Genomic DNA, 24,195 nt, shown 5'->3' on the forward strand with positions numbered 1-24,195 from the left:
AGCATGACCGGGGCAGTGATGGGCGGCACGAAGGTGCCCGCCCTCGGGAAACAACCGGCAGGAGGGCGGGTCCTGGTGCAGAAGGCGAAGATCCTCCTGGTCGACGACCGTCCGGAGAACCTGCTCGCCCTGGAGGCGATCCTCTCCGCGCTCGACCAGACCCTGGTGCGTGCCTCTTCCGGCGAGGAGGCGCTGAAGGCGCTGCTCACCGACGACTTCGCGGTCATCCTGCTGGATGTCCAGATGCCCGGCATGGACGGCTTTGAGACCGCCGCGCACATCAAGCGCCGGGAGCGGACCAGGGACATCCCGATCATCTTCCTGACCGCGATCAACCACGGCCCGCACCACACCTTCCGCGGCTACGCGGCCGGCGCGGTCGACTACATCTCCAAGCCCTTCGACCCGTGGGTGCTGCGCGCCAAGGTCTCGGTCTTCGTCGACCTCTACGTGAAGAACACCCAGCTGAAGGAGCAGGCCGCGCTGCTGCGCCTGCAGCTGGAGGCGGGCGAGGAGGAGCCGGCCATCGGCGGGGCGCTGCTCGGCGAGCTGTCGGCCCGGCTGGCCGCCGTGGAGGAGCAGGCGGAGGCGCTGACCAAGCAGCTCGACGCCGGGTCCGACAGCGGGGCCGCCGCGACCGCCGCGCACCTGGAGCGCAAGCTCGCGGGTCTGCGCCGGGCGCTGGACGCGCTGCGTCCGGGCGCGAACTGACGGACCGTCGGCGTCGCCCGTCCGGGTGGTTTCCGGGCGGCTGACGGCGCGTCGGCGACACAACCCGCCGAAGTGCGCCCGCGCATGTCCGCGGCCGGGGTGCGCCGGTAGGCTGCCCCTCATGGCCACACGATCGCCCGGAAGCGCCGCCGCACGCACCGCCAAGCCCGGGCCGGCCAAGAAGGCGCCGGCGAAGAAGCCCGCCGCGCCCAAGCCCGCCGCCAAGAAGACTGCCCCGGTGAAGAAGGCGGCGGCCAGGAAGAGCGCCGCTCCGCCGCCCCCGCCGAAGAAGCCGATACTCTTCCGCGCCGTCCGCGCGGTCTGGCTGGGCCTGGCGCACTCGGTGGGCGCGGTGTTCCGCGGCTTCGGCCACGGTGCCCGCAACCTGCACCCCGAGCACCGCAAGGACGGCGTGGCGCTGCTGCTGCTGGCGCTCGCCCTGGTCACCGCCGCGGGGACGTGGTTCAGCCCGCAGGGCTGGCTCGGCGAGGCCGCCACCAACGTGGTCTCCGGCCTGTTCGGGCGGCTCGACGTGCTGGTTCCGCTGCTGCTCGGCGTGGTCGCCGTCCGGCTGATGCGCCACCCCGAGGGGCCGGAGGCCAACGGCCGGATCGCGATCGGCCTGACCACCCTGGTGGTCGGCGTCCTCGGGCTGGTGCACATCGGCTGCGGCGCGCCCTCGATGGGCGCCGGGGCGACCAGGATCCGGCAGGCCGGCGGCCTGCTCGGCTGGGCCGGGTCCACCCCGATGATGGCCGCCGCCGGCCCGCCGCTGGCGGTGCCGCTGCTGCTGCTGGTCGCCTTCTTCGGGCTGCTGGTGGTCACCGCCACCCCCGTCAACCGGATCCCGGAGCGGCTGCGGCTGCTCGGCGTCCGGCTGGGCGTGGTCGAGCCGCTGCCCGGCGACCTGGAGGCCATCGACGGCGAGTCGGCCTCCGGCGAGCGCGAGTACTCCACCGCCCCGCCGGAGGACGCCGACCCGGACGCGCTGCCGATCACCATCGAGGGCGACGAGCTCTCCGCGCGCCGCAAGCGCCGCCGCCGCAGGCCGGAGCAGCCCGAGGACGGTGCGGCCGAGCCGCTCTCCTTCGACAAGGACCCGTACCAGACCCGCGACCTGGCGGCCGGCGTCGCCGCCGACCTGGACGGCGCCCTGCTGTACGGGGTGCCGGGTTCGCCGGCGGTTGCCAGCATGCTCGGCCAGGTCAAGGACAACACCGCCCCGCCCGAGGAGCCGTGGGCGCCCGAGGTGCCCGCCGCGCGCGCCTCGGACGCCCCCGACGGCCACGGCGAGGCGCCGGCCCGGATGGAACAGCTCCAGCTGTCCGGCGACGTCAGCTACGCGCTGCCGTCCCTGGACCTGCTGGAGCGCGGCGCCCCCGCCAAGGCCCGCTCGCAGCTCAACGACGACGTGGTGGCCCAGCTGACCGGCGTCTTCGCCGAGTTCAAGGTGGACGCCCGGGTCACCGGCTTCACCCGCGGCCCGACGGTCACCCGCTACGAGGTCGAGCTCGGCCCCGCCGTGAAGGTCGAGCGGATCACCGCGCTGGCGAAGAACATCGCCTACGCCGTCGCCACCCCCGACGTGCGGATCATCTCGCCGATCCCCGGCAAGTCCGCGGTCGGCGTGGAGATCCCCAACCGGGACCGGGAGATGGTCACCCTCGGCGACCTGCTGCGCTCGCGCACCGCCGCCGAGGACACCCACCCGATGGTGGTCGGCATGGGCAAGGACGTCGAGGGCCACACCGTGATGGCCAACCTGGCGAAGATGCCGCACGTGCTGGTGGCCGGTGCGACCGGCGCCGGCAAGTCGTCCTGCATCAACTGCCTGATCACCTCGGTGCTGGTGCGCGCCACCCCCGACGAGGTCCGGATGGTGCTGGTCGACCCCAAGCGGGTCGAGCTGACCGCCTACGAGGGCATCCCGCACCTGATCACGCCGATCATCACCAACCCGAAGAAGGCCGCCGAGGCCCTCCAGTGGGTGGTCCGCGAGATGGACATGCGCTACGACGACCTGGCGGCCTACGGCTTCCGGCACGTCGACGACTTCAACGCCGCGGTCCGGGCCGGCACCGTGCAGCCCCCGCTCGGCAGCGAACGGGAGCTGACGCCCTATCCGTACCTGCTGGTGATCGTCGACGAGCTGGCCGACCTGATGATGGTCGCCCCGCGCGACGTCGAGGACTCGGTGGTCCGGATCACCCAGCTCGCCCGCGCCGCCGGCATCCACCTGGTGCTGGCCACCCAGCGCCCCTCGGTGGACGTGGTCACCGGCCTGATCAAGGCCAACGTGCCGTCCCGGCTGGCGTTCGCCACCTCGGCGATGGCCGACTCCCGGGTCATCCTGGACCAGCCCGGCGCGGAGAAGCTGATCGGCAAGGGCGACGCGCTGTTCCTGCCGATGGGCGCCTCCAAGCCGGTCCGGATGCAGGGCGCGTTCGTCACCGAGGCGGAGATCGCCCGAGTGGTCCAGCACTGCAAGGACCAGCTGACCGCCCGCTACCGCGACGACGTGGTGGTGGGCGGCGGCCCGAAGAAGGAGATCGACGAGGAGATCGGCGACGACCTCGACCTGCTGGTGCAGGCCGTCGAACTGGTCGTCACCACCCAGTTCGGGTCGACCTCGATGCTGCAGCGCAAGCTCCGGGTCGGGTTCGCCAAGGCCGGCCGGCTGATGGACCTGATGGAGTCGCGCGGCATCGTCGGCCCCAGCGAGGGGTCCAAGGCCCGCGACGTGCTGGTCAAACCGGACGAACTGGACGGCGTGCTGCTCGCCCTCCGGGGGTAGGCGACGGGTGGCCGGCACCGGTGGCCGAGAAGCGAGCTGACCACCCGTCAATTCCCCGCACCCCGGGTGGCACGTTCGGGCCCCCTCCGGTTGAGAAACGTTACGGCAGCACCCCTAGACTGGTTCCTCAGCAGGTGGCCTCCGCTCGAAAGGCGTGCCCAGTGACCATCGGCAAGTCCCCCCGCCGTTCCGCCCCCGGCTCCTCCGCGCCCGCCTCCGAGACTCCGGAGCGCCCCGCGGAGTCGAACCACACCACCGACGGGCCGAGCGTCGGGCGCGTGCTCGCCAAGGCCCGCCTCGACGCCGGCCTGACGGTCGACCAGGTCAGCACCCGGACCCGGATCCGGGTGCCGATCGTGCACGCCATCGAGTCGGACGACTTCGACCGCTGCGGCGGCGCCTTCTACGCCCGCGGCCACCTGCGGCTGCTGGCCCGCGAGGTCGGCCTGGACGGCGAGCTGCTGGTGGCCCGCTACGACGCCGAGCACGGCGGCGCCGCTGCCGTGCCGCAGGCCCGCCAGCTGCTCGACACCGGCCCGATCAAGGTGAAGGACCACCGCCGCCCGAACTGGACGGCCGCGATGGTCGCGGCGATCGTCGCCGTGGTCGCGCTGATCGGCTACAACCTGGTCGGCGGCTCCTCCGGCGGGGAGCAGCCCGGCGCGGCCAGCGCCCCGCTGCCCTCCGGCGCCTCCGCCCCGGTGACCGGCGCGCCGTCCGCGCAGCCGCCCGCGCCCGAGGCCAGCGTCGCCGCGATCGCCGCCGCCCCCGCCGACAAGGTCACCGTGAAGCTGGTCGCCGGGCCGGACAAGAGCTGGGTCACCGCGAAGGACGGCAGCGGGAAGTCGCTGTTCTCCAACAACCTGGAAGCCGGCCAGGACCAGACCTTCACCGACCCGAAGAAGATCACCCTGGTGATCGGCAACGCCGGCGCCGTGCACCTGTTCGTCAACGGCAAGGACCTCGGCCCGGCCGGTCAGGACGGCCAGGTCGTGCACCTCACCTACACCCCCGGCGACCCGCAGGCCGGCTGATCCGCCCGCCGATCACCGGCACGCGCCCTCCGGGGGGAACTCCACCGGGGGGCGCGCGTTAATCTTGGCGTCATGCCTGAAACCCGCACTGTCGCCCTGGTCACGCTCGGATGCGCCCGCAACGAGGTCGACTCCGAGGAACTCGCCGGGCGACTCGAGGCCGACGGCTGGCGACTGGTCGACGACGCCAGCGAGGCCGACGTCGCCGTCGTCAACACCTGCGGGTTCGTCGAGGCCGCCAAGAAGGACTCCGTCGACGCCCTGCTGGAGGCCAACGACCTCAAGGGGCACGGCCGCACCCAGGCCGTGGTCGCGGTCGGCTGCATGGCCGAGCGCTACGGCAAGGAACTCGCCGACGCCCTCCCCGAGGCCGACGGCGTGCTCGGCTTCGACGACTACGCCGACATCTCCAGCCGCCTGAACACCATCCTGTCCGGCGGCCACGTCGAGGCCCACACGCCCCGCGACCGCCGCAAGCTGCTCCCGCTCACCCCGGTCGAGCGGCAGGCCGCCGCCGCCGAGATCGCGCTGCCCGGCCACGGCGCCCCCGAGGACCTCCCCGAGGGCGTCGCCCCCGCGTCCGGCCCGCGCACCCTGCGCAAGCGCCTGGACGACAACCCGGTCGCCTCGATCAAGCTCGCCTCCGGCTGCGACCGCCGGTGCTCCTTCTGCGCCATCCCCGCCTTCCGCGGCTCGTTCATCTCGCGCCGCCCGTCCGACGTCCTGAACGAGGCCGTCTGGCTGGCCGGCCAGGGCGTCCGCGAGGTCGTCCTGGTCTCCGAGAACAACACCTCCTACGGCAAGGACCTCGGCGACATCCGGCTGCTGGAGACCCTGCTCACCGAGATCGCCGCCGTCGACGGCATCGAGCGGGTCCGGGTCAGCTACCTGCAGCCCGCCGAGATGCGCCCCGGCCTGATCGACGCCATGACCGGCACCGACAAGGTCGTGCCCTACTTCGACCTGTCCTTCCAGCACTCCGCGCCGGCCGTGCTGCGCCGGATGCGCCGCTTCGGCTCCACCGAGCAGTTCCTCGGCCTGCTGGAGTCGATCCGCGCCAAGGCCCCCGAGGCCGGCGCCCGCTCCAACTTCATCGTGGGCTTCCCCGGCGAGACCGAGGAGGACTACACGGAGCTGGAACGGTTCATCACCCACGCCGGCCTGGACGCCATCGGCGTGTTCGGCTACTCCGACGAGGACGGCACCGAGGCCGCCGGCTACGACGGCAAGCTCGACCAGGACACCGTCAACGACCGCGTCGCCCGGCTCTCCCGGCTCGCCGAGGAGCTCACCGCGCAGCGCGCCGAACAGCGCATCGGCAGCGAGGTCACCGTGCTCGTCGAATCCGTGGAGGACGGGGTGGTGGAGGGCCGCGCCGCCCACCAGGCCCCCGAGACCGACGGCCTGACCACCCTGCTGGGCGTCGAGGACGCGGAGGTAGGCCGGTTCTACCGCGCCACCGTGATCGGCACCGAGGGCGTCGACCTGGTGGCCGAGGCGTTCGGAGCGGACGTATGACCAAGGGGCCGGGAGCCCCGGCCGCGACCCGGCCGACCCCGGCCGCCGTCCCGCCGGAGCCGGGCCTGTGGAACATCGCCAACGTGCTGACCATGTTCCGGCTGCTGCTGGTCCCGGTCTTCGTGCTGCTGCTGTTCGCCGACGGCGGCCACGACCCGAAGTGGCGGGCCTTCGCCTGGGCGGCCTTCGCGATCGCGATGATCACCGACGTCTTCGACGGCGCGCTGGCCCGCAGCAAGGGCCTGATCACCGACTTCGGCCGGATCGCCGACCCGATCGCCGACAAGGCGATCATGGGCGCCGGACTGATCGGCCTGTCGATCCTCGGCGACCTGCCCTGGTGGGTCACCGCGGTCATCCTGGCCCGCGAACTCGGCATCACCCTGATGCGGTTCTGGGTGATCCGCTACGCCGTCATCCCGGCCAGCCGCGGCGGCAAGCTCAAGACCCTCGCCCAGGGCACCGCGGTCGGCATGTACGTGCTGGTCCTCACCGGCCCGCTGGCCACCGCCCGCGCCGTGATGATGGGCGTCGCGGTGCTCCTCACCCTCGCCACCGGCCTCGACTACGTGATCCAGGCGGTCCGGCTGCGCCGCGAGGGCATCGCCAGGGAACGCCGCGGTGAGTGAGACCGCCGCGCGCGTGCTGGCCGCGCTCGAGGCCGACGGCGCCACCCTGGCCGTCGCCGAGTCCCTCACCGGCGGCCTGCTGGCCGCCGCGCTGGTCGACGTCCCCGGCGCCTCCGCGGTGTTCCGGGGCTCGGTCACCGCGTACGCCACCGAGCTGAAGGCCTCCGTGCTCGGCGTCGACGAGGGCCTGCTCGCGGTGCACGGCGCCGTCCACCCCGTGGTGGCCCGGCAGATGGCCGAGGGCGTCCGCCGCCTGCTCGGCGCCCGCTGGGCGCTCGCCACCACCGGCGTGGCCGGACCCGACCCGCAGGACGGGCAGCCTGTCGGCACCGTCTACCTCGGTCTGGCCGGACCGTCGGGAACAGAAGCGGTCCCCCTCCGGTTGTCCGGTGGGCGTGACAGCATCCGGCACGGATCGGTGGACGCCGCACTGGAGCTGCTGCTCCGGCGGTTGACGCCCGACAGCTGAGCTTCGCCGAAAGATCCGGCGCAGCACGCCGAAAACGCACGAACCCGCCGCACCGGGCCGGAGATCGTGTTAGACCGGATGCTCCGGTCGGGCAGACCCGGCCGGACGGCAAATCCGTCGACTCGGCGTCGACCGTGCGTCCGGAGCCGGACATCTGCCCGTCACGGGTGGTTCGACGGCTCCGAAGGGGAAGAATCAGGGGAGGGGACGCCTTGCAGCCCAGAGTGAACACGACCCCGGTCCCCGCACGGGATGCTGGCAAGGCGGTACGGTGGGGTCGTGACATCTCGATCCGCAGTCCGAGGAGGGAGGCACCGATGATTCTGCTCCGTCGCCTGCTGGGCGATGTGCTGCGTCGGCAGCGCCAGCGCCAGGGCCGCACACTCCGCGAGGTGTCGGCAGCTGCCAGGGTTTCGCTCGGGTACCTCTCCGAGGTCGAGCGGGGTCAGAAGGAGGCGTCCTCCGAGCTGCTCTCCGCCATCTGCGACGCGCTCGACGTGCGGATGTCGGAGGTCATGCGGGAGGTCAGCGACGAACTGTCGCTCGCCGAACTTGCGGCGATGGCCACCCTCTCCGAGGGTGATCTGCTGAGGCCGGTGCTCGAACCGGTTCCGCTGCCGGCCCCCGGTGTCGACCGGTCCGGTTCCATGTCGCCCAAGACGGCGGCGATGGACGTGGTGGCGGCCTGACCGGACCTCGACCGCCCCGTACCACGGGGCGCCGGGCGAAGGAGGGCCACGATGCGGAGTGCGCGACGCGCTGTGCTGCTCGGTGCAACGGCACTGGTCGGCTTGGGTCTGATACTGCTGCTCATGGGCGGCACCGCGGCAAACGGCGGTGCCGCCCTCGGCATGCTCGCGGCCGGCTGGTGGGGGATCGGGCTGATCCCCGTGCACGCCACGGCCGAGCGGAAGCCGGCCCGGGAGGACCCGCCAGAGGCGGAGCCTGCTCCCTCGGACGGGTGATCGCCGTCGGGCTACCGGAGCCGGTAGCCCTTGGGGGTGGGATGGAAACCGGCCGATTCGAGGCTGGGGGCCAGCGGGCTGGTGAGGGCCGGGTGGCCGTTGATGCGTTCGATGGTGAGGGGCCCGGACAGCGGGGCCAGCGCGGCGGTCAGGACGGCCTCGTCGGCGGACCAGCTGAGCAGCGACTTGCCGCCGCGCTCCAGGTACAGCACGAGTTCGCCGTCGACCAGCGCGACCAGTGAGCCGGCCTTGCGGGCGGGGCGGTGCGCGGCGGTGGTGTCGGCGGGCGGCTCCGGCCAGGACAGCGCCGCGCCGAACGCGTTGGCCGGGTCGGCGGCGGCCAGCACCAGGGCCTGCGGGCCGTCCGCGGGGGTGGCGGTGGACCAGTCGCCGCCTCCCCGCTCCAGGCGGGAGTTGACCGAACGCAGGCGGTCCGCGGCGCCGTCCATGGCGAACTGGGCGCCGCCGAGGCCCTCGACGAAGTAGCCGCGGCGGGCCTTGCCGCGCTCCTCGAACGCGGACAGCACCCGGTAGACGCCAGCGAAGCCGCCCGGGATCCGCTCGGCGGCCACCGTGCCGCGGGTGAGGACGCCGTGCCGGTCGAGCAGCGCCTGCGCCTGGGCGGCGGCGCGGACCGTCGGGTCGCCGCCGAAGGACGGCAGCAGCGACCAGCGGCCGGCCACCGTCGGCGGGCCGGTGCGGGAGGCGGGGCGGCCGAGGCCGCGGGTCGCGCCGCCGTAGCGGCCGCGCGGGGTGGAGCGCGGGGCCCGGTGCGCGGTGGCGCCGGCGGTGCGGCCGGAGCCGAGCAGGCCGCGCAGCGGGGCGAGGGTGTCGTTGGTGACGTACCCGGCCCAGACCAGGTCCCAGAGGGCTTCGGCGATGTCGGTGTCCGCGGTGTCGGGGACCCGTTCGGCGAGCTGGCGGAAGAACGCGCCGTAGCCGCCGGTGAGGGCCTCCAGCAGCGCGGTGTGCACCGGGCCGGGGGTCAGCGGGAGCGGTTCGGGGCGCAGCAGGTGGGCGTTCTCGGGGAGGTGCAGGCTGATCCAGCCGTCCTTGCCGGGCAGCGCGCCCGCGCCGGACCAGCCGATGTCGCCCGCCGCCATCAGCTCGTCCAGCAGGCCGGGGGAGTAGTCGGAGAGCCGGGCGGGCAGCACCAGCTTCTCCAGCGCGGAGGCGGGCAGCGCGGTGCCCTGGAGCTGTTCGACCACCCGGTAGAGGCCGTCGGCGCCGCGCAGCCGGTGGCCGGCCAGGTGCTGCCACTGCGGGAGGAACGCGGCCAGGGCCCTTGGCGGGACGGCCTCGACCTCGTGTCGCAGGGCGGCCAGCGAGCGGCGGCGCAGGCGGCGCAGCACCTCGGCGTCGCACCACTCGGGCAGCACGGTGGTCGCTTCGGGCCGGAACTCGCCCCGGACCAGGCGGCCGGCCGAGGTGAGGCGGTGCAGGGTGCCGGTGACGACGGCGGTGCCGAGGCCGAAGCGTTCGGCGGCGTCCTGGGCGGTGAACGGGCCGTGGGTGCGGGCGTAGCGGGCCAGCAGGTCGCCCAGCGGGTCCTTGACGGGCTCGGTGAAGGCCTCGGGGACGCCGACCGGCAGCGGGGTGCCGAGGGCGTCGCGCAGGCGGCCGGCGTCTTCGATGGCGGCCCAGCGCAGTTCGCCGCCGATCCGGACCTGGATGACCCGGCGGGCGGCCTCCAGCTCCAGCGCCCAGAGCGGTTCGGCGCCGCGGTCGGCGAGTTCGGCCTCGGAGAGCGGTCCGAGCAGGCGCAGCGCGTCGGCGACGCCCTCGGCGTCCTTGATCCGGCGTTCGGGGGTGCGGCGCTGGAGTTCGGCCTCCAGATCGGCGAGGACCTTCGGGTCGAGCAGTTCGCGCAGCTCGGCCTGGCCGAGCAGTTCGGACAGCAGCCGGGAGTCCAGGGAGAGGGCGGCGGCGCGGCGCTCGGCGATCGGGGAGTCGCCCTCGTAGAGGAACTGGGCGACGTAGCCGAACAGCAGGGAGCGGGCGAACGGGGACGGCTCCGGGGTGGTGACCTCCACCAGGCGGACGGCGCGGGACTCCAGGTCGCCCATCAGCTCGACCAGGCCCGGCACGTCGAAAACGTCCTGCAGGCACTCCCGGACGGCCTCCAGCACGATCGGGAAGGAGCCGTACTCGGCGGCCACTTCGAGGAGTTGGGAGGCCCGCTGGCGCTGCTGCCAGAGCGGGGTGCGCTTGCCGGGGTTGCGGCGGGGCAGCAGCAGGGCGCGGCCGGCGCACTCGCGGAAGCGGGCGGCGAACAGGGCGGAGCCGCCGACCTGGTCGGTGACCAGCTGTTCGATCTCGGAGGACTCGAAGACCGCGGCGTCCGCCCCGACCGGGGCCTCGTCGGCGGGCGGGGCGGCGATGCCGGACGGGAAGTCGGCGAGCAGGTCGGCGTCCGGCAGACGGAGCACGATGCCGTCGTCGGCGTGCATCACCTGCGGGTCCAGGCCGTGCTTCTCGCGCAGCCGGGCGCCGATGGCCAGCGCCCACGGGGCGTGCACCTGGGCGCCGAACGGGGAGTGGATGACGATCCGCCAGTCGCCGAGCTCGTCGCGGAACCGCTCGACCACGATGGTGCGGTCGTCGGGCAGGTGGCCGCAGGCGGTGCGCTGCTCGGCGAGGTAGGCGAGCAGGTTGCCGGCCGCCCAGTCGTCGAGCCCGGCCTCGCGCAGCCGGGCGGTGGCCGGTCCGGGTTCCATCGCGCCGACCTCGCGGACGAACGCGCCGAGCGCGCGGCCGAGTTCGAGCGGTCGGCCGAGGGTGTCGCCCTTCCAGAAGGGCAGCCGGCCGGGGACGCCGGGGGCCGGGGTGACCAGGACCTTGTCGTGGGTGATCTCCTCGATCCGCCAGGAGGTGGTGCCGAGGGTGAAGACGTCGCCGACCCGCGACTCGTAGACCATCTCCTCGTCCAGCTCGCCGACCCGGCCGCCGCCCTTCTTCGGGTCCGCGCCGGCGATGAAGACGCCGAACAGGCCGCGGTCGGGGATGGTGCCGCCCGAGGTGACGGCGAGGCGCTGGGCGCCGGGGCGGCCGGTGACGGTGCCGGCGACCCGGTCCCAGACCAGGCGGGGGCGCAGTTCGGCGAAGGCGTCGGACGGGTAGCGGCCGGCCAGCATGTCGAGCACGCCGTCGAAGGCGGACTGCGGGAGGGTGGCGAACGGCGCGGCGCGGCGGCAGACGGTGAGCAGCTCGTCGACGTCCCAGGTGTCCAGGGAGGTCATCGCGACCAGCTGCTGGGCCAGCACGTCCAGCGGGTTGCGGGGGATCCGCAGGGCCTCGATCCGGCCGGTGCGCATCCGTTCGGTGACCACGGCGGACTGCACCAGGTCGCCCCGGTACTTGGGGAAGAACACGCCGTTGGAGACCGCGCCGACCTGGTGCCCGGCCCGGCCGACCCGCTGCAGGCCGGAGGCCACCGAGGGCGGGGACTCCACCTGCACCACCAGGTCGACGGCGCCCATGTCGATGCCCAGCTCCAGGCTGGAGGTGGCCACCACGGCGGGCAGCCGGCCGGCCTTCAACTCCTCCTCGACCAGCGCCCGTTGCTCCTTGGAGACCGAACCGTGGTGGGCCCGGGCGAGCAGCGGCGGGGCGCCGGTGACCGCGCCGGAGCCGCCCATCAGCTCGGCGGGGGAGTGCGCCTCGGGCAGCGGGGCGCCGGTGGCCCGCTCGTAGGCGATCTCGTTCAGCCGGTTGCACAGCCGTTCGGCCAGGCGGCGGGAGTTGGCGAACACGATGGTCGAGCGGTGCGCCTGCACCAGGTCGACGATCCGCTCCTCGACGTGCGGCCAGATCGAGCTGCCCTGGGCCTGGCCGCTGGGAGGCGCCCCCAGCCGCTGCGGGTCGGACTCTCCCTCCTTGCCCGCCGCCGGCCAGGAGGGGCCCCCGGCCGGGGCGGCGGGCAGGTCGGCGAGGTCGGGGACGGGCACCACCACGGACAGGTCGAAGCGCTTGTCGCTGCCGGGCTGGACGATCGCCGCGCCGCGCTGCGGGCTGAGGTAGCGGGCCACCTCCTCGACCGGGCGGACCGTCGCGGACAGGCCGATCCGGCGGGCCGGGCGGTCCAGCAGCTCGTCCAGCCGCTCCAGGCTGAGCGCCAGGTGCGCGCCGCGCTTGGTGCCGGCCACCGCGTGCACCTCGTCCAGGATCACCGTGTCGATGCCGCGCAGCGCCTCCCGGGAAGCGGAGGTGAGCAGCAGGAACAGCGACTCCGGGGTGGTGATCAGGATGTCCGGCGGGTGGGTGGCGAACCTGCGGCGGTCGGCGGCCGGGGTGTCGCCGGAGCGGATGCCGACCTGCACCTCGGGCTCCGGCAGGCCGAGCCGGACCGAGGCCTGCCGCAGGCCCGCGAGCGGGGCGCGCAGGTTGCGCTCGACGTCCACCGCGAGGGCCTTCAGCGGGGAGATGTAGAGCACCCGGCAGCGCCGCTTCGGGTCGGCGGGCGGCGGGGTGGCGGAGAGCCGGTCCAGCGCGGAGAGGAAGGCCGCCAGGGTCTTGCCGGAGCCGGTCGGGGCCACCACCAGCACGTCGGTCTCCAGCCCGATCGCCGCCCAGGCCCGGGCCTGCGCCTCGGTGGGCGCGGCGAACGCCCCGGTGAACCAGGCCCGGGTGGCCGGGGCGAAGCCTTGCAGTGCGTCAGGGGCGGAGGAGGCCATGCACCCATGGTGCCCCGACACGCTGACAGGTCACGGAACGGTCACCGTCTGACGCAGTCCCATGAAGCAAATCGTACAAATCGCTCATATCGTGAGGAACCGGACCCGATCCCCTCGGGTCCCGCCCTGCCTGACGAGCGGAGACCGTGCGATGGAGCAGGTGAGCCAGGCCCACAGCAGCACCCCCAGCACCCTCGGCACCCGTCGGCGCCGCAGCGTCCGGGTGCTCGGCGCGACCCTGCTCACCGGGCTGCTGCTCGGCGGCGCCGTCCCGTACGTCACCGGCACCGGCGACACCTACCTCAGCTACCTGGTGCTGGACGAGCGCACCGACGCCCAGGGCGCCCAGCACGCCGCCGACCGGGCCAGGGCGCTCGGCGGGAAGGTCGTCCAGGACTACCCGCAGATCGGCGCGGTGCTCGCCTACGCCCCGCCGCGGTTCGCCCAGGAGCTGCGCGAGGAGCCGGGGATAGCGGCGGTCGGCGCCACCCGCACCGTGCCCGTGCCCTCCCCGCCCCGGCCGCTGGCCGGCGCCGCGTTCGTGCGCGGCACGGTGGACGCCGCCGCGACCGGTCCGGCCCTCGCCGACACGGTCGAGCGGGCCGACGACTCCACCGCCACCATCCCCGACCCCGGCGAGACCGCCGACTGGAACCTCGCCATGATCGGCGCCGTCGAACGCCCCGCCGGGCGGGCCGCGCTGCTGCGCGCCCCGGTCGCCGGGCCCGCCGTCGACCGCTCGGTCGACCGGGCCGGGGACCTGCCCGGCCCGCAGCAGCTGTCCAAGGTCACCGTCGCGGTGCTGGACTCCGGCGTCGACGACACCCACCCCGACCTGCGGGCCGCCGTCGACCCCGCCGCGTCCGCGTCCTGCGCCGACGGCCGCCCCGACTCGCGCAGCGGCGCCTGGCGGCCCGACGACGCGATCACCGAGAGCGGCCACGGCACCCACGTCGCCGGGATCGTCGGCGCCGCCCGCGACGGCCACGGCGTCACCGGCGTCGCCCCCGGCGTGCGGATCGCCGCCGTCCGGCTGCTCGGCCCGCTCGGCCAGTACTACGCCGAGAACATCGTCTGCGGCATGCTGTGGGCCGCCGACCACGGCGCCCGGGCGATCAACGACAGTTACTTCGCAGACCCGTGGAAGTACAACTGCCCCGAGGACGCCGACCAGGCCGCGCTGGCCGCCGCCGTCGGCCGCGCCGTCGCCTACGCCCAGCGCAAGGGCGCCGTGGTGGTCGCCTCCGCCGGCAACGACTCGCAGGACCTGACCGCCGGCCGCAACGACCACCGCAGCCCCAACGACCGCACCTCCGGCCCGCCGCAGGACCGCGACCTCGGCACCGAGTGCATCCGGCTGCCGGGCGAACTGCCCGGCGTGGTCACCGTCAGCGCCGTCGACCGCACCGGCCTGCCCGCCTCGTACACCAACTTCGGCCGCGGCAAGGTCTCCGTCGCCGCGCCCGGCGGCGACCCCGACGGCGGCACCTCGGGCGCGATCGTCTCCGACTGGCCCGGCGGCCGGTACGCGGCGCTGGCCGGCACCTCGATGTCCGCCGCGCACGTCACCGGCGCGGTCGCCGTGGTCGCCGCCCAGCACCCCGAGTGGGGGCCGGAGCAGATCACCGCCGCGCTCTCGCGCGCCGCCGACGCCGGCTGCGGCCTCAGCTCACCGGTCAGCTGCCAGGCCCGCGACTACTACGGCGCCGGCATCCTGACCCTGCCGCGCTGAGCCCGCCCGGCCCGGCCGGCGGGTGGCGGATACTGGGGCGCATGAGGCTGACCGAGTTCTGGCGACGGATGTACGAGCACTTCGGCGAGGCGTACGCGGAGTCCTTCGCCAAGGACCACGTGATGGCCGAACTCGGCGGCCGCACCGTCCAGCAGGCGCTCGACGCGGGGTGGGAGGCCAAGGACGTGTGGCGGGTGGTCTGCGTCACCCAGGGGGTGTCGTCGCAGCTGCGATGACATTGATCGCCGCCGGTGGGACAGACTGTCACGGTGGCCAGCAGCGAATCGAACCCGGACCGGACCCCCGACGACCACACCCCCGCGAGCGCCCCGCCCGGCGGGGCCGCCGCCACCGAGACGGTGAGCGCGACCGCCGCCAGGATGCTGCGCAGGGCCGAACTCGGCGGCGGCGCGATGCCGCGCTGGCTGCCCCGGGCGATCCTGCTGGCGCTGCTCGGCGTCGGCCTGTTCCAGCTCGCCGACTGGGCGTTCCACCAGCTGATCGACCTGTTCGTGATGCTGCTGGTGGCGTTCTTCCTGTCGCTGGCGATGGAGCCCGCGGTCGACCGGATGGCCGCCCGCGGCGTGCGCCGCGGCCTCGGCACCTTCCTGGTGTTCATCGGCCTCGCCCTGGCCGTCGCGGGGTTCCTCACCGCGCTCGGCACCCTGCTGGTCGACCAGGTCACCCAGGTCGCCACCCGGCTGCCGCAATTGCTGCAGGACCTGATCGGCTGGATCAACCGGACCTTCCACACCGACCTGTCGCTCGACCAGCTCCAGCACCAGGTGCTCAAGGACTCCGGCACCATCGAGAAGTACGCGCAGCAGGCCGCCGACAACGTCTGGGGCGTCACCGGCACCGTCATCGGCGGGCTGTTCCAGGCCTTCACCGTCGGCCTGTTCACCTTCTACTTCACCGCCGAGGGGCCCAGGGTCCGGCGCACCGTCTGCTCGCTGCTCCCGCCGTCCAAGCAGGGCGAGGTGCTCCGCGCCTGGGAGATCGCGCTCGCCAAGACCGGCGGCTACCTGTACTCCCGGGCGCTGCTCGCGCTGGTCTCCACCCTCGCGCACTGGGCGTTCTTCGCGGTCATCGGCCTGCCGTACGCGGTCGCGCTCGCCGTCTGGGTCGGCGTCATGTCGCAGTTCGTCCCGACCATCGGCACCTACCTGGCCGGCGCGCTGCCCGTGCTGGTCGGGCTGACGGTCCGTCCGGTGGACGCGCTGTGGGTGCTGGTCTTCGTCACCGTCTACCAGCAGATCGAGAACTACCTGCTGCACCCGCGGATCACCGCCAAGACCGTCGACGTGCACCCCGCGGTCGCGTTCGGCTCGGTGATCGCCGGCGCCGCCCTGCTCGGCGCGGTCGGCGCGCTGATCGCCATCCCGGTCGCCGCCACCCTGCAGGGCTTCGTCGGCACCTACGTGCGCCGCTACGAGGTCGAGGACGACCCGCGGATCGACCGCGGCGAGGAGCGCCGCGAGCGCCGGCGGCACACCGTGCGGCGGCTGCGTCGAATGGTGTCCGGGGGCTCGGAGCAGGACGCCGGGCGGTCCGAGCGGCGGGAGGACCCGCCCGGCGAGTAAGTGCGGGGCCGCCGAGAACCCCGTCCGGTGCGGGCCGCGCGGCGTGCGGTGCTGCGGGACTGGAATCGAACGTGTGTTCTTTGTACTCTTCGGCGAGGAGTTTTCCACAGGCCGAGCCCGATCGGGGCCGATTGTCGGTGGGACGCGCTAGCGTCGATGACGATGAAGCGCACAGCACAGAACCCGAGGGTGGAAGCCATGGCAGGTACGGACCGCGAGAAGGCCCTCGAGGCCGCACTCGCCCAGATCGAGCGACAGTTCGGCAAGGGCTCGGTGATGCGCCTCGGCGAGAAGGCGAACGAGCCGATCGAGGTGATCTCCACCGGGTCGACCGCCCTCGACGTGGCGCTGGGCGTGGGCGGCATCCCGCGCGGCCGGGTGATCGAGATCTACGGCCCCGAGTCCTCCGGCAAGACCACGCTGACCCTGCACCTGGCGGCCAACGCCCAGCGGGCCGGCGGCACGGTCGCGTTCGTCGACGCGGAGCACGCGCTCGACCCGGAGTACGCGAAGAAGCTCGGCGTGGACACCGACGCCCTGCTGGTCAGCCAGCCGGACACCGGCGAGCAGGCGCTGGAGATCACCGACATGCTGATCCGCTCCGGCGCGATCGACCTGGTGATCATCGACTCGGTGGCCGCGCTGGTGCCGCGCGCCGAGATCGAGGGCGAGATGGGCGACTCGCACGTCGGCCTCCAGGCCCGCCTGATGAGCCAGGCGCTGCGCAAGATCGCCGGTGCGCTGAACCAGTCGAACACCACCGCGATCTTCATCAACCAGCTGCGCGAGAAGATCGGTGTGATGTTCGGCTCGCCGGAGACCACCACCGGTGGCCGCGCGCTGAAGTTCTACGCCTCGGTGCGCCTGGACATCCGCCGCATCGAGACCCTGAAGGACGGCACCGAGGCGGTCGGCAACCGCACCCGCGTCAAGGTGGTCAAGAACAAGGTCGCCGCGCCGTTCAAGCAGGCCGAGTTCGACATCCTCTACGGCGTGGGCATCAGCCGCGAGGGCGGCCTGATCGACATGGGCGTGGAGCACGGCTTCATCCGCAAGTCCGGCGCCTGGTACACCTACGAGGGCGACCAGCTCGGCCAGGGCAAGGAGAACGCCCGCAACTTCCTGCGCGACAACCCGCAGCTGGCCGACGAGATCGAGGCGAAGATCAAGGGCAAGCTGGGCATCGGCCCGAAGCCCGCCGCGGCCGAGGGCGGCGACGCCCCCGCCGTGGAGATCCCGGCCGCGGCGGCCCCCGCGAAGGCCGCCGCCAAGAAGACGGCGGCCGCCGCCAAGGGTTGATCCGTTGACGCACCACCGCAGCACCGAGCACCCGGCACCGGGTCCGTCCGAGGACGGGCCCGGTGCGGGCGTATGGGCAGAGGGGGACGAGGCCGGCCGGCACGGCGAGGTCGGCCCGCCGGACTGGTTCGCCGCCGTGGCGTACCGGGAGCCGGCCCGGCCGGCCGACGACCCGGTCGAGGACGAGGAGCCGCCCGCCGTCGGGGAGTTGCCCGGGCTGGTCCGGGCGTCCGACCTGGCCGGCGGGCGTCGGCGCCGCCGCAGCGCGCTGGGGGAGCTGCCCGTCGCGGAGCCGCTCGCCCGGCCGGCCGCCGAGGAGCGGCCGCGGGCCCGGCGGCGGACGAAGGCCGAGCGGGCGGACGGCGGGGAACGGCCGGAGCGGCGCGGCCGGGCCGCGGCGCCGGAGGGCGATCCGGCGGACCGGGCGCGGGACATCTGCCTGCGGCTGCTGACCGGCGCCGCCAAGTCCCGCAAACAGCTGGCCGATGCGCTGCGCCGCAAGGAGATTCCGGACGAGGTCGCCGAGCAGGTGCTGTCCCGGCTGGAGGAGGTCGGGCTGATCGACGACGCCGCCTTCGCCGAGGCGTGGGTGGAGTCCCGGCACGCGGTGCGCGGCCTGTCCCGGCGGGCGCTGGCCCAGGAGTTGCGCACCAAGGGCGTCAGCGGCGAGGCCGCCGAGCGGGCGCTGCTGCAGGTGGACGCCGAGGACGAGTCGGAGGCCGCCCGGGCGCTGGTGGCGCGGAAGTTGCGGTCCACCGCGGGTCTGGAGCGGGACGTCCGGACGCGGCGGCTGGTCGGGGTGCTGGCGCGGCGCGGCTACGCGGAGGGGCTGGCGTACCGGGTGGTGCGGGAGGCGCTGGACGAGGAGGAGAGCCACTGAGCCGCCACTGACCTGCGTTGAGCGCTGCCAAGATGCGCCGGAGATGCGTATGGGTGCGATTTGATGACTGATGATCAGATCATCGGGGCCAATTCTCGATCGCATCTTGACCGTTTCGTAACCTCCGCCTAGCCTCACAGTGAGTGGCAGGACGATCGCGGAGGTCACCTCAGCGGCAGCGTGCGCAGGACGAGGAGTGGCCACATGGGGATCGCTCAGGGCACCGAAACGGGTTCCTCCCTGCTGCTGGCGGCCGGGGTGCTGATCGGCGCCCTGGTGCTGGTGCTGGTCGCCGGATTCCTGATGCTCCGTCAACGCCGCGCCGAACTCGACCGCCGCGAGGAGCGCCTCACCGCCGAGCTGCACCGCCTCCACCTGCACGAGGACGAGCTCGCCGCGCGGGCCGCCGAGGCCGAGCGGATCCGCGGCGAACTCGCCGACCGGGAGGCGGAGAGCCGGCTGCTGCTGGAGCGCACCGCCGGGCTGAGCTCCGCGCAGGCCCGCGACGAGGTGGTCCGCGGCGCCGAGTCCGAGGCCCGGCGGGAGGCCGCGCTGACCGTCCGGGAGATCGAACGCCGGGCCGTCGCCGAGGGCGAGGGCCGGGCCCGCGAGATCATCGCCGCCTCGATCCAGCGGCTGGCCGCCGAGCAGACCGCGGACACCGTGATCACCACCCTGCGGCTGCCCAGCGAGGACATGAAGGGCCGGGTGATCGGTCGGGAGGGCCGGAACATCCGCGCCTTCGAGGCCGTCACCGGCGTCAACCTGATCGTCGACGACACCCCGGGCCTGGTGCAGCTGTCCTGCTTCGACCCCGTCCGGCGGGAGAGCGCCCGCCTGACCCTGGAGTCGCTGCTGGTCGACGGCCGGATCCACCCCGCCCGGATCGAGGAGGCGCACGAGCGCAGCCGCGCCGAGGTCGAGCGGCTCTGCGTCCGGGCCGGGGAGGACGCGCTGCTGACGGTCGGGATCGGTGCGAGCGGCGAGATGTCGCCCGAACTCGTCCGCACCCTGGGCACCCTGCGGTACCGGACGTCCTACGGGCAGAACGTGCTGGGGCACCTGGTGGAGTCCGCGCACCTCGCCGGGATGATGGCCGCGGAGCTCGGGGTCGACCCCGAGCCGGTGCGCCGCGCCGCGCTGCTGCACGACATCGGCAAGGCGCTGAGCCACCAGGTGCCCGGCAGCCACGCCGCGATCGGCGCGGAGTTCGCGCGGCGGCACGGCGAAGCGGCGGAGGTCGTGCACGCGATAGAGGCCCACCACGGCGAGGTCGAGCCCAAGACGGTGGAGGCCGTGCTCACCCAGGCTGCCGACGCGTGCTCGGCCGGGCGGCCGGGCGCCCGCAAGGAGTCCGTCGAGGCGTACGTGCGGCGGCTGGAGCGGCTGGAGGAGATCGCCGGCTCGCACGCCGGGGTCACCAAGGTCTACGCGATGCAGGCCGGCCGGGAGGTCCGGGTGATGGTGCAGCCCGAGGCCGTGGACGACGTGCGGGCGCAGGAGATCGCCAGGGAGGTGGCCCGGCAGGTGCGCGAGGAGCTGACCTACCCCGGGCAGATCCGGATCACGGTGGTGCGGGAGTCGCGGGCGACGGAGGTCGCGCGGTAGCGCGTCCCGCCGGTGCGGGACGGCTCGGCGCGCAGACCCCGCGCCCCTAGCGGGCCGCGGGGTTCTGGGGTTCCAGGCCCGGCTTCGGCGTGAGCGGGGCCGTGAGCGAGTGCAGGGTCTCGGGGTGCAGGCCCGGGGTGGTGCCGAGCAGGTGGCCGTCGGGGCGGACCAGCAGGACGGTGTGCGGGGCGGCGCCGGGGTAGGTGTCGGTGACCAGGACCTCGGTGGGGACGGGGAGGGCGGCGGCGAGCTCGGCCAGCCGGGGCATCAGGCCGGCGCCGAGCCAGTGTTCGGCGGACCAGACGGTGGTGCCGGGCGCGACCAGGACCAGCAGGAACGCGCCGCCGAGGCGGGCCCGCAGGGTGTCCGCGGCGCCGTCGGTGGTGACCACGGGGACGTCCGGGACCAGGACGCCGGGGGCGGTCGCCGGGAGCTGTTCGGTCAGTGAGCTGCCGCGGCCCGCGCCCCGCTGCTCGGGGACCCGCGGGGCGACGCCGGAGGGCGCGGCGGGGTAGGCGGGGGCGCCGCCGAAGCGGCCGGTGCCGAGCTGGCCGTCGGCGAGCAGCGGGGCGTGCTTGCGGAACGAGCCGGAGAGCAGCGAGCGCCGGGTCTCGGCCCAGCCGCGCAGCGGGCGCAGCAGCGGCATGGTCTGGTCGACGGCGCGCAGCCGGGCCCCGACCGCGCCGCGGCGTTCGGCCTGGTAGCCGTCGAGCAGGGCGGCGTCGGCGGGGGCGGAGCCGGGCGGGAGGTGCCAGGCGAGGGCCAGGCGCCAGGCCAGGTTGTCGGCGTCGCGCAGGCCGTCGGCGAGGTTCTGCATGCCGAGGGCGCCGTGCAGGTGGGCGGCGTCGCCGGCCAGGAAGCAGCGGCCGGTGCGGAAGCGGGCGGCGAGTCGCTGCTGGTAGGTGTGGTCGGCGGCGGCGAGCAGTTGGTGCGGCGGGAGTTCGCCGCACCAGCCGGTGAGCGCGGAGGTGACCCGGGTGAGCAGGGTGTCGCCGGTGACGATGCCGGGCCAGGTGGCGTGCGGGTCGACGGTCTCGGTGGGCTGCGGGCGGCCGGGGGGCAGCCGCCAGTCGAGCCGCCAGAGGCCGTCGGGGAGCGGGCGGGCGGAGGCTTCGCGGTCGCCGCGCCACGGCGGTTCGCGGTGCAGCCGGGCCTCGCCGGGGAAGGGCAGGTCGACGCGGACGGTGGCGACGGCGTGCCGGTCGACGGCGGGCCGGCCGGGGAAGCGGACCTTGAGGAGCTTGCGGACGGTGGAACGGGCCCCGTCGCAGCCGACCAGGTGGCTGCCGCGCCACCAGGTGTCGGTGCCGCCGGAGGTGGTGCGGACCGTCACCCCGTCGCGGTCCTGGGCGAGTTCGACCACCTGGTGGCGGGGGACGAGCCGGATCAGCGGGGTCGCGGCGACCGCGTCGAGCAGGCCGCGCTGCAGGCGGTGCTGGGCGAGGTGGAGCACCGGCTCGGCGTCCAGCGGCAGGCGCAGCACCTCGGCGCGGCGGCGCCAGATGGTGAAGGCGTCCCAGCGGGCGGCGTCGGAGGCGACCCGGGTGTAGCCGATCCGGCCGAGGAAGGCGGCGGTGTCGCCGCCGAGCACGACGGTGCGGGGGCTCTCGGGGCAGAGCCCGGAGCCCTCGTCCAGGACGAGGCTGGGGACTTCGTTGCGGGCCAGCGCGAGCGCCAGGGCGAGACCGACCGGCCCGGCCCCGACGATGATCACCGCGTCCATGTCGGGGCCTTCGGGCGGGCGGCGTCGGCCGCCGCTGCGTCATATGCCGGGTGGGAGGTCCCAGGTGGTGTCACGAAGAGCAATGCAACAGATCACCTGGGTGTCCGTCAAGCAGCGGCTGTGCCGCGCCGGTTCGCGCCGCGCCGGCTGCGGGACTCGAGCCAGTGCGCCAGCGCGGTGAGCGCGAGGCACAGCGCGATGTAGATCGGGGTGATCACCAGGACCACCGGGATGTACGGGTAGCCGTCGCCGTTCTGCGCCACCCACTTGCCCTGGAACAGCAGCTCGGGGTACGTGATGATGTAGCCGAGCGAAGTGTCCTTGAGGGTGACGACCAGCTGGCCGATGATCGTCGGGAGCATCGCGCGGACCGCCTGCGGGATCAGCACGAGGGTCATCACCTGGGTCTTGCGCATGCCGAGCGCGTACGCGGCCTCGGCCTGGCCGCGCGGGACGGAGTTGATGCCCGAGCGGATGATCTCGGCCTGCACGGCGCCGTTGTACAGGGTGAGCCCGGTGACCAGGGCCCACAGCGGCTCGGCGGTGAAGACCGCCTGCCAGAGCGCGAAGATCATGATCACCAGTGGCATCGCCCGGAAGAACTGGACGATCCAGGTGCAGGGCAGCCGCACGGCGCGGTGGTCGGAGAGCCGGCCGACGGCGAGCAGGGTGCCGAGCAGCAGCGAGCCGACGGCGGCCAGGCCGAAGGCCTTCAGGGTGGCCAGCACGCCGTCCAGCAGGCGCTGCTGGACGACCGTGTACTGGAACGGGTTCCACAGCTCGGCGTCGAACTGGCCCTCGTCGGCCAGGGTGCTGACGATCCACCAGAACAGGGCGGCGATGCCGACCAGGCCGACCGCCCCGAACAGGCGGTACCGGAGCCGGGCCCGCGGGCCGGGGACGTCGAACAGGACGGAGGCGGTGCGCGTGCTCATCGGGCCACCGCCGCGCGACGCTCCAGCGCGTTGAAGACCGCGCCGATCGAGAAGCTGATCACCAGGTAGGCCAGGGCCAGCCAGAAGAAGATGGCGAAGATGGCGTAGCCCTTCTCGGTCAGGGTCTTCTGCACGCTGAACAGCTCGAACACGTTGAAGGCGCCGGCGATCGCCGAGTTGCGCGGCAGGGCGATGAACACCGAACCCATCGGCGCGATCACGGACCGGGCCGCCTGCGGCAGCACCACCAGTCCGAGGGTCTGGCCGAAGCCCATGCCCAGCGACCGGGCCGCCTCGGCCTGGCCGAGGGAGACGGTGTTGATGCCGGAGCGCAGCACCTCGCAGACGAAGCTGCCGGTGTAGGCGCTGAGCGCGACCACCGCGGCCGTGAAGCTGGAGATGTGCACGTCCAGGCGCGGCAGGACGAAGGTCACCGCGAAGAACAGCAGGGTGAGCGGGGTGTTGCGGAAGAGCGTGACCCAGGCGGTGCCGAAGGTCCGCAGCACCGGGACCGGCGAGACCCGGAAGGCCGCCAGCAGGACGCCCAGCAGCACGGCGAACAGGGCGCTGAGCGCGCTCAGTTCGATCGTGCCCAGGAAACCGCGGACGAACAGCGAGAAGTTGCCGTCCTCGAACGGTATGCCCATGCCGGCGGCCCTCCTTTCTCGTATCGGTGGGATCCGGGCGTCAGCCGGCGATCGGGTCCAGCTCGGGGATGCTCGGCGCGGCGGCGCCGGACAGGCCCAGCGTCGCGTCGTAGGCCTTCTTCCAGTCGCCGCTGTCCTCGTGCGCCTTCAGGGCGTCGTTGACGGCCTTCTGCAGCGCGGCGTCGCCGAGCTTCAGGCCCACGCCGTAGCGCTCCTTGGAGAACGGGTCGCCGACGACCTTGAGCTTGCCCTGGTTCTTCGCGGCGTAGCCCTTGAGGATCGCGTCGTCGGTGGTGACGGCGTCGACCTCCTTGGTGAGCAGCTTCTCCACGCAGAGCGAGTAGCTCTCGAACTGGGTGACCTTGGCGCCGTACTTCTGGATGTTGCCGATCGAGGTCGAGCCGGTGACGGTGCAGACCGCCTTGTCCTTGGTGGACTCGGGGCTGGTGATGTCGGTGTTGTCCTTGTTCACCAGCAGCGACTGGCCGGCGATGTAGTACGGGCCGCCGAAGGAGATCAGCTTCTTGCGGTTGTCGTTGATCGAGTAGGTGCCGACGTAGAGGTCGATCTGGTCGCCGGAGAGGGAGGTCTCACGGGCGCTGGAGTTGATGGTCTTCCACTCGATCTGGGTCTCCGGGTCGAAGCCCAGGTCGGCGGCGATCATCTTCGCGATCTCGATGTCGAAGCCGTTGCGCTTGCCGGTCTGCACGTCCTCGAAGCCGAGGAACGGCTGGTCGGACTTGGCGCCGATGCGCAGCTTGCCGCGCTGCTTGGCGGCGGCCCAGGCCGGGGAGGCGTCCAGCTTGGCGGCGGCGTTCACCTTGTAGGTCGGCAGCTGCGCGGCGGCGGCGCCTGACTTGTTGTCGGTCGAGCTGCTCGGGGAACCGTCCTTGCCGCAGGCGGCGACCGCGGTCAGGGCGAGCACGGACAGGGCGACGGCTACGGTACGACGGGCCTTCATGCGGTCGTTCTTCTCCTCGGTAGGGGCCATGGCT

The 24,195-nt window shown here is 73.8% G+C and carries 19 protein-coding genes; 14 read left to right on the plus strand and 5 right to left on the minus strand.

Annotation, left to right across the window (positions count from 1 at the left end):
• Positions 1-72: 72 nt before the first annotated feature.
• The 8 genes from BX266_RS24145 (at position 73) to BX266_RS24180 (ending at position 8,120) form a co-directional block, all read left to right on the plus strand.
• The gene (locus tag BX266_RS24145; RefSeq protein WP_099908238.1) at positions 73-711 is read left to right on the plus strand and encodes a response regulator; all 639 of its coding nucleotides are present in this window, start codon (positions 73-75) and stop codon (positions 709-711) included.
• 121 nt (positions 712-832) lie between these two features.
• Positions 833-3,505 carry a DNA translocase FtsK gene (locus BX266_RS24150; RefSeq protein ID WP_099903029.1) on the plus strand — a complete coding sequence of 891 codons (2,673 nt, stop codon included), beginning with the start codon at positions 833-835 and terminating at the stop codon, positions 3,503-3,505.
• Between the two features lie 161 nt (positions 3,506-3,666).
• Positions 3,667-4,539 (plus strand): RodZ domain-containing protein, encoded by an 873-nt coding sequence (locus BX266_RS24155; protein ID WP_099903031.1) that lies wholly within the window; start codon positions 3,667-3,669, stop codon positions 4,537-4,539.
• Positions 4,540-4,611: 72 nt separating this feature from the next.
• On the plus strand, positions 4,612-6,057 hold the full coding sequence (rimO, locus tag BX266_RS24160) for a 30S ribosomal protein S12 methylthiotransferase RimO (RefSeq protein ID WP_099903033.1): 1,446 nt from the start codon (positions 4,612-4,614) through the stop codon (positions 6,055-6,057).
• On the plus strand, positions 6,054-6,686 hold the full coding sequence (pgsA, locus tag BX266_RS24165; RefSeq protein WP_099903034.1) for a CDP-diacylglycerol--glycerol-3-phosphate 3-phosphatidyltransferase: 633 nt from the start codon (positions 6,054-6,056) through the stop codon (positions 6,684-6,686). Before rimO ends, pgsA begins: the two co-directional genes overlap by 4 nt.
• Complete coding sequence (locus BX266_RS24170; RefSeq protein ID WP_099903036.1) at positions 6,679-7,155, plus strand: CinA family protein; 477 nt, start codon at positions 6,679-6,681, stop codon at positions 7,153-7,155. Before pgsA ends, BX266_RS24170 begins: the two co-directional genes overlap by 8 nt.
• Positions 7,156-7,472: 317 nt before the next feature.
• Positions 7,473-7,844 carry a helix-turn-helix domain-containing protein gene (locus tag BX266_RS24175; RefSeq protein WP_099903037.1) on the plus strand — a complete coding sequence of 124 codons (372 nt, stop codon included), beginning with the start codon at positions 7,473-7,475 and terminating at the stop codon, positions 7,842-7,844.
• Positions 7,845-7,895: 51 nt separating this feature from the next.
• The gene (locus BX266_RS24180) at positions 7,896-8,120 is read left to right on the plus strand and encodes a hypothetical protein (RefSeq protein ID WP_143686984.1); all 225 of its coding nucleotides are present in this window, start codon (positions 7,896-7,898) and stop codon (positions 8,118-8,120) included.
• Positions 8,121-8,131: 11 nt separating this feature from the next.
• On the opposite strand, the gene BX266_RS24185 is transcribed toward BX266_RS24180, so the two are convergent.
• Positions 8,132-12,793: an ATP-dependent helicase gene (locus BX266_RS24185; RefSeq protein WP_099903040.1), complete on the minus strand. Its 4,662-nt coding sequence runs from the start codon at positions 12,791-12,793 to the stop codon at positions 8,132-8,134.
• A 151-nt stretch (positions 12,794-12,944) separates the two neighbouring features.
• On the opposite strand from BX266_RS24185, the gene BX266_RS24190 reads away from it, so the two are divergent.
• From BX266_RS24190 to rny, 6 genes are all read left to right on the plus strand, one after another.
• Complete coding sequence (locus BX266_RS24190) at positions 12,945-14,525, plus strand: S8 family serine peptidase (RefSeq protein ID WP_099903042.1); 1,581 nt, start codon at positions 12,945-12,947, stop codon at positions 14,523-14,525.
• 41 nt (positions 14,526-14,566) lie between these two features.
• Positions 14,567-14,761 (plus strand): DUF3046 domain-containing protein, encoded by a 195-nt coding sequence (locus tag BX266_RS24195; protein ID WP_099903043.1) that lies wholly within the window; start codon positions 14,567-14,569, stop codon positions 14,759-14,761.
• Between the two features lie 33 nt (positions 14,762-14,794).
• Positions 14,795-16,108 (plus strand): AI-2E family transporter, encoded by a 1,314-nt coding sequence (locus tag BX266_RS24200; RefSeq protein ID WP_399170341.1) that lies wholly within the window; start codon positions 14,795-14,797, stop codon positions 16,106-16,108.
• 198 nt (positions 16,109-16,306) lie between these two features.
• Complete coding sequence (gene recA / locus BX266_RS24205; protein ID WP_099903045.1) at positions 16,307-17,407, plus strand: recombinase RecA; 1,101 nt, start codon at positions 16,307-16,309, stop codon at positions 17,405-17,407.
• Positions 17,408-17,411: 4 nt separating this feature from the next.
• Positions 17,412-18,287 carry a regulatory protein RecX gene (locus BX266_RS24210; RefSeq protein WP_259464828.1) on the plus strand — a complete coding sequence of 292 codons (876 nt, stop codon included), beginning with the start codon at positions 17,412-17,414 and terminating at the stop codon, positions 18,285-18,287.
• 204 nt (positions 18,288-18,491) lie between these two features.
• The gene (gene rny, locus BX266_RS24215) at positions 18,492-19,895 is read left to right on the plus strand and encodes a ribonuclease Y (protein ID WP_259464829.1); all 1,404 of its coding nucleotides are present in this window, start codon (positions 18,492-18,494) and stop codon (positions 19,893-19,895) included.
• Positions 19,896-19,941: 46 nt separating this feature from the next.
• Here the strand turns inward: rny and BX266_RS24220 are convergent, their stop codons facing one another.
• The 4 genes from BX266_RS24220 to BX266_RS24235 form a co-directional block, all read right to left on the minus strand.
• Positions 19,942-21,618 carry an FAD-dependent monooxygenase gene (locus tag BX266_RS24220; protein ID WP_099903048.1) on the minus strand — a complete coding sequence of 559 codons (1,677 nt, stop codon included), beginning with the start codon at positions 21,616-21,618 and terminating at the stop codon, positions 19,942-19,944.
• A 107-nt stretch (positions 21,619-21,725) separates the two neighbouring features.
• Entirely contained in the window at positions 21,726-22,553 is an 828-nt protein-coding gene (locus BX266_RS24225) for an amino acid ABC transporter permease (protein WP_099903049.1), read from the minus strand.
• Positions 22,550-23,200, minus strand: coding sequence for an amino acid ABC transporter permease (locus BX266_RS24230; RefSeq protein ID WP_099903052.1), 651 nt, complete (start codon positions 23,198-23,200; stop codon positions 22,550-22,552). The genes BX266_RS24225 and BX266_RS24230 overlap by 4 nt, the downstream gene beginning before the upstream one ends.
• 40 nt (positions 23,201-23,240) lie before the next feature.
• Entirely contained in the window at positions 23,241-24,161 is a 921-nt protein-coding gene (locus BX266_RS24235; protein WP_099908242.1) for a glutamate ABC transporter substrate-binding protein, read from the minus strand.
• Positions 24,162-24,195 lie beyond the last annotated feature (34 nt).

The organism is Streptomyces sp. TLI_171 (assembly GCF_003610255.1).
Taxonomy (GTDB): Bacteria; Actinomycetota; Actinomycetes; order Streptomycetales; family Streptomycetaceae; genus Kitasatospora.

Bases quoted from the DNA above. Each gene is read 5' to 3' on its own strand.
- pgsA (WP_099903034.1), top strand. From the start codon at position 6,054: ATGACCAAGGGGCCGGGAGCCCCGGCCGCGACCCGGCCGACCCCGGCC.
- BX266_RS24235 (WP_099908242.1), bottom strand. From the start codon at position 24,161: ATGAAGGCCCGTCGTACCGTAGCCGTCGCCCTGTCCGTGCTCGCCCTG.
- BX266_RS24225 (WP_099903049.1), bottom strand. From the start codon at position 22,553: ATGAGCACGCGCACCGCCTCCGTCCTGTTCGACGTCCCCGGCCCGCGG.
- recA (WP_099903045.1), top strand. From the start codon at position 16,307: ATGGCAGGTACGGACCGCGAGAAGGCCCTCGAGGCCGCACTCGCCCAG.
- BX266_RS24230 (WP_099903052.1), bottom strand. From the start codon at position 23,200: ATGGGCATACCGTTCGAGGACGGCAACTTCTCGCTGTTCGTCCGCGGT.
- BX266_RS24180 (WP_143686984.1), top strand. From the start codon at position 7,896: ATGCGGAGTGCGCGACGCGCTGTGCTGCTCGGTGCAACGGCACTGGTC.
- BX266_RS24220 (WP_099903048.1), bottom strand. From the start codon at position 21,618: ATGGACGCGGTGATCATCGTCGGGGCCGGGCCGGTCGGTCTCGCCCTG.
- rimO (WP_099903033.1), top strand. From the start codon at position 4,612: ATGCCTGAAACCCGCACTGTCGCCCTGGTCACGCTCGGATGCGCCCGC.
- BX266_RS24185 (WP_099903040.1), bottom strand. From the start codon at position 12,793: ATGGCCTCCTCCGCCCCTGACGCACTGCAAGGCTTCGCCCCGGCCACC.
- rny (WP_259464829.1), top strand. From the start codon at position 18,492: ATGGGGATCGCTCAGGGCACCGAAACGGGTTCCTCCCTGCTGCTGGCG.
- BX266_RS24195 (WP_099903043.1), top strand. From the start codon at position 14,567: ATGAGGCTGACCGAGTTCTGGCGACGGATGTACGAGCACTTCGGCGAG.
- BX266_RS24175 (WP_099903037.1), top strand. From the start codon at position 7,473: ATGATTCTGCTCCGTCGCCTGCTGGGCGATGTGCTGCGTCGGCAGCGC.
- BX266_RS24150 (WP_099903029.1), top strand. From the start codon at position 833: ATGGCCACACGATCGCCCGGAAGCGCCGCCGCACGCACCGCCAAGCCC.
- BX266_RS24190 (WP_099903042.1), top strand. From the start codon at position 12,945: ATGGAGCAGGTGAGCCAGGCCCACAGCAGCACCCCCAGCACCCTCGGC.